The 5874-nt window shown below is 72.5% G+C and carries 6 protein-coding genes; 2 read left to right on the top strand and 4 right to left on the bottom strand.

Translation table 11 applies throughout. The annotated features are described in order from the left end of the window. Positions 1 to 107: 107 nt before the first annotated feature. Positions 108 to 1316: a cysteine desulfurase-like protein gene (locus RWM17_RS11525; protein ID WP_314103824.1), complete on the top strand. Its 1209-nt coding sequence runs from the start codon at positions 108 to 110 to the stop codon at positions 1314 to 1316. A gap of 118 nt (positions 1317 to 1434) precedes the next feature. Here the strand turns inward: RWM17_RS11525 and RWM17_RS11520 are convergent, their stop codons facing one another. The 4 genes from RWM17_RS11520 to ychF form a co-directional block, all read right to left on the bottom strand. Next, complete coding sequence (locus RWM17_RS11520) at positions 1435 to 2001, bottom strand: Rho termination factor N-terminal domain-containing protein (RefSeq protein ID WP_314103822.1); 567 nt, start codon at positions 1999 to 2001, stop codon at positions 1435 to 1437. Positions 2002 to 2304: 303 nt separating this feature from the next. Beyond that, positions 2305 to 3216: a patatin-like phospholipase family protein gene (locus RWM17_RS11515; protein ID WP_314103819.1), complete on the bottom strand. Its 912-nt coding sequence runs from the start codon at positions 3214 to 3216 to the stop codon at positions 2305 to 2307. Between the two features lie 160 nt (positions 3217 to 3376). After that, positions 3377 to 3958: an LON peptidase substrate-binding domain-containing protein gene (locus tag RWM17_RS11510; protein ID WP_314103826.1), complete on the bottom strand. Its 582-nt coding sequence runs from the start codon at positions 3956 to 3958 to the stop codon at positions 3377 to 3379. Between the two features lie 87 nt (positions 3959 to 4045). Further along, positions 4046 to 5119, bottom strand: coding sequence for a redox-regulated ATPase YchF (gene ychF, locus RWM17_RS11505; RefSeq protein WP_314103816.1), 1074 nt, complete (start codon positions 5117 to 5119; stop codon positions 4046 to 4048). Between the two features lie 108 nt (positions 5120 to 5227). On the opposite strand from ychF, the gene RWM17_RS11500 reads away from it, so the two are divergent. Next, positions 5228 to 5860 (top strand): exonuclease domain-containing protein, encoded by a 633-nt coding sequence (locus tag RWM17_RS11500; RefSeq protein WP_314103814.1) that lies wholly within the window; start codon positions 5228 to 5230, stop codon positions 5858 to 5860. Positions 5861 to 5874 lie beyond the last annotated feature (14 nt).

The raw sequence follows: 5874 nt of genomic DNA, 5'->3' as shown, positions 1-5874 counted from the left end.
CGGGGGGGGGTCGGCGGGTGGTGGCGGGGCCGCCCGCGCGGCTGGGCCGCGCCGCGGGGGGGGTGGGGGGGGCCGGGGTGGGCACCGGCACCTGGTAAGCAGGGTGCATGACCCTCGACGTCGCCGCCCTCCGCTCTGCCTACCCGTCCCTCTCCTCGGGCATCGCCCACTTCGACGGACCGGGCGGCACCCAGACGCCGCGCGTCGTCGGCGAGGCGATCCTCGCCGCGATGACGGGCCCCACGTCGATCCGCGGGACGAGCACCGCCTCCGAGCGCAACAGCGAGGCGACCGTGCAGGCCTTCCGGGCCGCCTACGCGGACTTCCTCGGCGTCCCGCCCGAGGGCGTCGTCCACGGCCGGAGCGCCACCCAGCTCACGTACGACTTCGCGCGCCACCTGTCGGCGTCCTGGGGCCCCGGCGACGAGGTCGTCGTCAGCCGGCTCGACCACGACGCGAACATCCGGCCGTGGGTCCAGGCGGCCGAGGCCGTCGGCGCGACCGTTCGCTGGATCGAGCTCGACCCCGCGACGGGTGAGCTCGACCTCGAGTCGGTCGCCGCGGCGATCACCGGCCGCACCCGTCTCGTCGCCGTGACCGCCGCCTCCAACCTGCTCGGCACGCAGCCGCCCGTGGCCGCGATCGCCGACCGGGCACACGCCGTCGGCGCCCTGGTCTGGGTCGACGCGGTCCACTTCGCCGCGCACGAGCTCGTCGACCGGGTCGCGCTCGGAGCCGACTTCGTCGTCTGCTCGCCCTACAAGTTCGCCGGACCGCACTGCGGCGTGCTGGGTGCCGACCCCGAGCTGCTCGAGAGCATCCGGCCGGCGAAGCTGCTGCCCTCGACCGACGTGGTGCCCGAGCGCTTCGAGTTCGGCACGCTCCCCTACGAGCAGCTCGCGGGGGCGACGGCCGCCGTCGACTTCCTCGCCGCGATCGCCCCCAGCGACGCGACCGGCCGCAGGGAGGCGCTGGTCGCCTCCTTCGCCGCCGTCCACGAACACGAGACGGCCCTGCGCGTCGCGCTGGAGGAGCGGCTCGCGCGGGTGCCCGGCCTGACGGTCCGCTCGCGGGCGGCCCGGCGGACGCCGACGCTCTACGTGACGGTCAAGGGGCGGAGCATGCGCGAACTCGCCGCGCACCTCGCGACGCGGGACGTGCTCGCGCCGGCGGGCCACTTCTACGCGATCGAGGCGTGGCAGGCGATGGGCCTCGACGACGCCACGACCGGGCTCCGCATCGGCCTCGCGCCGTACACGGACGAGGCCGACGTCGACCGTCTCGTCGCCGGCATCGAGGAGTTCGTCGCCGGCTGAGCCGCCTCGTCGCTGCCGGCCGCCAGGCTCCGACGACCGTCCCGTCCTGTTCCGAGCGTCCCGTCTCGTCGCGGTGCGACGGGATGCTCGGAACAGGACGTGACGTGATTCGCGTCGGCTAGGCCTGGAGCTTCTCGATCAGCTGGGCCTTGGTCAGGCGCGAGACGCCGGTGACGCCCTTGTCGGTGGCGAGCTGACGCAGCGAGACGAGGGTCTGCGCGTGCAGGTCGACGTGCGCCTCGGAGCCGTCGTGCGCCGTGACCGTCGTCTCGTCGGCGTGCGGCAGCGGGGGCGTGTAGGCAGCGCCGGGGCCCTTGGGGGCGCTCGTCGTGGGGACGACGGACTTCTGCGCGACCTCGGCCTCGACCTGCTCGTGCGACTTCGTGGGCTGGGGTGCGGGGACGGCAGGCGTCTCCGGGGAGGCGGTCGGCGCCTCCTTCGAGGAGCCCCCCGACACGCTCTTCGTCGCGCTCTTCACGGCCTTCTTCGTCGCCTTCTCGGCGTCCTTGATCTTCTTCGCCGCGGTGTCGAGGGCGTCCTCGGCCGAGCCGCGGGCCTTCTTGGTCTTCTTGGCGCCGTCGGCCTTGGCGAGCGCCTTGACGCCCTTGCGTGCGTCGACGACGGCGTCGAGGGCGGAGTCGAGCGCCGCGGTCGCGGCCTTCTGGAGCTTCTTCGTGCTGGCCACGGGGCCTCCTCGGATCGGGTGCGGGGTCGCCCTCAGCCTGGCACTGGTCCAGGCGGGCAGCAGCCCGCTCGGAGGCGTCTCCCAGTCAGCGCGAAGCACCCCGGAGCGGACCGGACACCCCGGAACGACGGGGTGCATGGTCCACTGCGGGGTGTTCGAGGCTGCTGCCGCGCCGCGCGACCTGCCCTGCCCTGCCCTGCCCTGCCCTGCCCGTAATTTGAGAGGGATCCTGCCGACCCGATCGCCGCACCGGCCAGAGGCGGCACGGCGGACACGTATCTGTCTCGGTTCGACGCCCGATGCTCAGGCGCCGGTGCCTGTGCCGGCCCAGAACTCGCGGACGGCCTCGACGACGCCCTCGGCCTGACGACGGCCAGCCTCGGCAGCCGGGCCGCGGTTCGCGCTCGAGAGCGAGTTCGCGCCGAACGCGGCGAGGCTCTCGGCGTCCGCCTCGATGACGAAGACGGGCCGGTCGGCGCCCATCCGCGTCGAGACGACGCCGGGCAGGGTCGGTCCGAGCGGGGACTGCGCGAGCTCCGGCCCGCACGAGAGGACGAGCACGCGCTCGGCCGCGTCGGCCACGTCGGCGTTGGTGCCCGAGCGGATGCCGCCGTCCATGGTCGGGCGTCCGTCGACCTCGACGGTCGGCCAGATGAGCGGGACAGAGCAGCTGGCCGCGACGGCCACGTGCAGGGGCACGCCGGAGGCGGCGGTCAGCACCCGGAACTCGCCGTCGGTCGCGTCGACGGTGCAGATCGCGAGCTGCCCCTCGGACCAGGTGGCCTCCGCGCCGAAGCGCTCGCGCATCGCGGTGACGAGCTCGGGCTCGCTGCCGGTGACGGGCACCTGCCGGGCGAGCGCGCCCAGGCGGGCCCGCGCCTCCTCGGCGTTCGTCGCGCCCTGGATCGCCTGGCCGATGCGCTGCATGAAGTCCTCGCCGTCGAGCGCGGCCTCGGGGGTCGCCGTCGCGGGCACGAGCTGCTCGGCGTACGCGTCGGCGATGCCGCTCGCGCCGAGCCGCAGGGTGGTGCCGACGACCGAGCCCGCGGAGGTGCCGACCACGAGGTCGGCGTCGCCGAGGGGGATGCCCGCCTCGAGCAGGCGGGCGAGCACGCCGAGCTCCCACGCGATGCCGGTGATGCCGCCGCCGCCGAGGACGACGGCGGTGCGGGGTCCGGCCGGGGCCGGGGAGGTGGTGGGGGCGGTGTCGGTCATGGGACCTCCTGGTGAGCGTCGTGGGAACCGGCCCACGCTACGACCGGGGGCAGGCACGGCTCCCAGGCCGTGCCCACCCTCGGCTCTCCTCCCCCTCGCACGTGGACGCCGCCGCTTGACCCCAGAGGTGGTGAGCGATGGTGAGCGATGGTGAGAGGCCTCACTCGGCGGACCAGAGCTCCTCGGCCTCGAGGACCAGATCGATCAGTTGACGCAGGAGACCCCCCAAGGTCGTCGACCTCAACAGGGTGTATTTGTCGTAGTCACCCAGCGGGGCGATCGCCGCCAGTTGCCAGGCGGCTGCGACTGGATCGTCCGACAGCTCGATGTCGTCATCCGACTGGGGCCCCGCGGCGCGAACGACCAAGCGTCGAACAGCTGCTTCGGCCTGGTCCCGCAGGGGTGCGAGCTTCTCGGACCACTCGAGATCCGGCAGGATCGAGAGCTCGGCCCGCGGGAACGGATCCTCGTCGACCCAACGTTCGACCGTGAACCGCCGGGTCCCCAGGCCGACGATGAACAGGTCGTCGACGCCCGCGGCGGCGCTCACGAGACGCGCCATCGTCCCGACCGAGGCGCGCTGGTCGCCACCCCCGGCTTCTGATCCGCGCTCGATGAGGACGACGCCGAACTCGGGTTCATCCTCGTCGAGCAAGCGGCCGACCAACGTGAGATACCGAGGCTCGAAGATACGCAGCTGGACGGGCACGAACGGGAACAGCACTGATCCCAGCGGGAACATCGGTGAGACGGCCATGACCCAGTGAAGCACCGCGGACGAGAAGTTCACAGGCGCCCAGAGAGCGCTCGTCCACACCGCGAAGAACGCCTAGTTGTTGAAGCGGAACTCCACCACGTCGCCGTCCTGCATGACGTACTCCTTGCCCTCGATGCGGGCCTTGCCGGCCGAGCGCGCCTCGGCGATGGAGCCGGTCTCGACGAGGTCGGCGTACGAGATGACCTCGGCCTTGATGAAGCCCTTCTCGAAGTCGGTGTGGATGACGCCGGCGGCCTGCGGGGCCTTCCAGCCCTTGCCGATGGTCCAGGCCCGGGTCTCCTTCGGGCCTGCCGTGAGGTAGGTCTGCAGGCCGAGGGTCTCGAAGCCGATGCGGGCGAGCTGGTCGAGGCCGGACTCGTCCTGGCCGGTCGACGAGAGCAGCTCGGCGGCGTCCTCGGGGTCGAGGTCGATCAGCTCGGACTCGATCTTCGCGTCGAGGAACACGGCCTCGGCCGGGGCGACGAGGGCCGACAGCTCGGCCTTCTTCGCGTCGTCGGTGAGGATCGACTCGTCGACGTTGAAGACGTAGATGAAGGGCTTGGCGGTGAGCAGCCCGAGCTCGCGGATGGGCTCGAGGTCGATGCCGGAGGCCGAGAGGGCCTCGCCACGCTGCAGCGCCTCCTTGGCGGCCACGGCCGTCTCGTGGGTGAGCGGCTCGACGCGCTTGAGGCGGAGTTCTTTCTCGTAGCGGACCAGCGCCTTCTCGACGGTCTCGAGGTCGGCGAGGATCAGCTCGGTGTTGATCGTGCCCATGTCGCCCTCGGGGTCGACCTTGCCGTCGACGTGCACCACGTCGGGGTCGACGAAGCCGCGGACGACCTCGGCGATGGCGTCGGCCTCGCGGATGTTCGCGAGGAACTTGTTGCCGAGGCCCTCGCCCTCGCTCGCGCCCTTGACGATGCCGGCGATGTCGACGAACGACACCGGCGCGGGCAGGGTCTTCTCCGAGCCGAACAGGCCCGCGAGCACGTCGAGGCGGGGGTCGGGCAGGTTGACGATGCCGACGTTCGGCTCGATGGTCGCGAACGGGTAGTTCGCCGCCAGCACCTGGTTCTTGGTCAGGGCGTTGAACAGGGTGGACTTGCCGACGTTGGGCAGTCCGACGATCGCGATAGTGAGAGCCACGGTCAGCCATCGTACCGGCGCTCGGCCGGGCAGACCTCCGAGACGCACCCGACCGCAGGAGGCGCGGGTCGACCCGGCAGTGTCCGAGGCCCGTGACACCATGGTGCGATGCCCATCGACTTCACCGCGATCGACTTCGAGACCGCGAACTCGAGCAGCGCCTCCGCCTGCTCCGTCGGCCTCGTCAAGGTCCGCGACGGCGTCGTCGTCGACAAGGTCGGCTGGCTGATCAAGCCGCCGGCGGGGCACGACACGTTCCTCGAGTGGAACACCCGCATCCACGGCATCCGGGCCGACGACGTCGTCGACGCCTTCGAGTGGCACGAGCAGTTCGACCTCATCGCCGACTTCGCGGGCATCGACGTCTTCGTCGCCCACAACGCCGGCTTCGACATGGGCGTCATCAAGGGCGCGTGCGCGGCGACCGGGGTCACTCCCCCGTCGTGGGCCTACCTCTGCAGCCTGCAGGTCGCCCGCAGGACCTACGCCCTCGACTCGTACCGGCTGCCGCTCGCCGCCGCCGCCGCGGGGTTCACCGGCTTCTCGCACCACGACGCCCTGGCCGACGCCGAGGCCTGCGCCGCCATCGTCGTCCACGCGGCGCAGTTCCACGGGGCCGATGACCTGCGGCAGCTCGCCGACACCGCGCGCGTCAGCATGAAACGGCTCACGCCCGCCGCTCCGCCCGCCGACACGTCGGCCCCGGCCGCCGCCCCGCGGCGCCGCGTCGTCTTCCGCTAGCGGCCGACAGACCC

It is taken from the genome of uncultured Frigoribacterium sp., from assembly GCF_963515265.1.
Lineage (GTDB): Bacteria > Actinomycetota > Actinomycetes > Actinomycetales > Microbacteriaceae > Frigoribacterium.
Note: the sequence above shows the minus strand (reverse complement) of the source record. Positions and strands in the feature narration are given on the sequence as shown.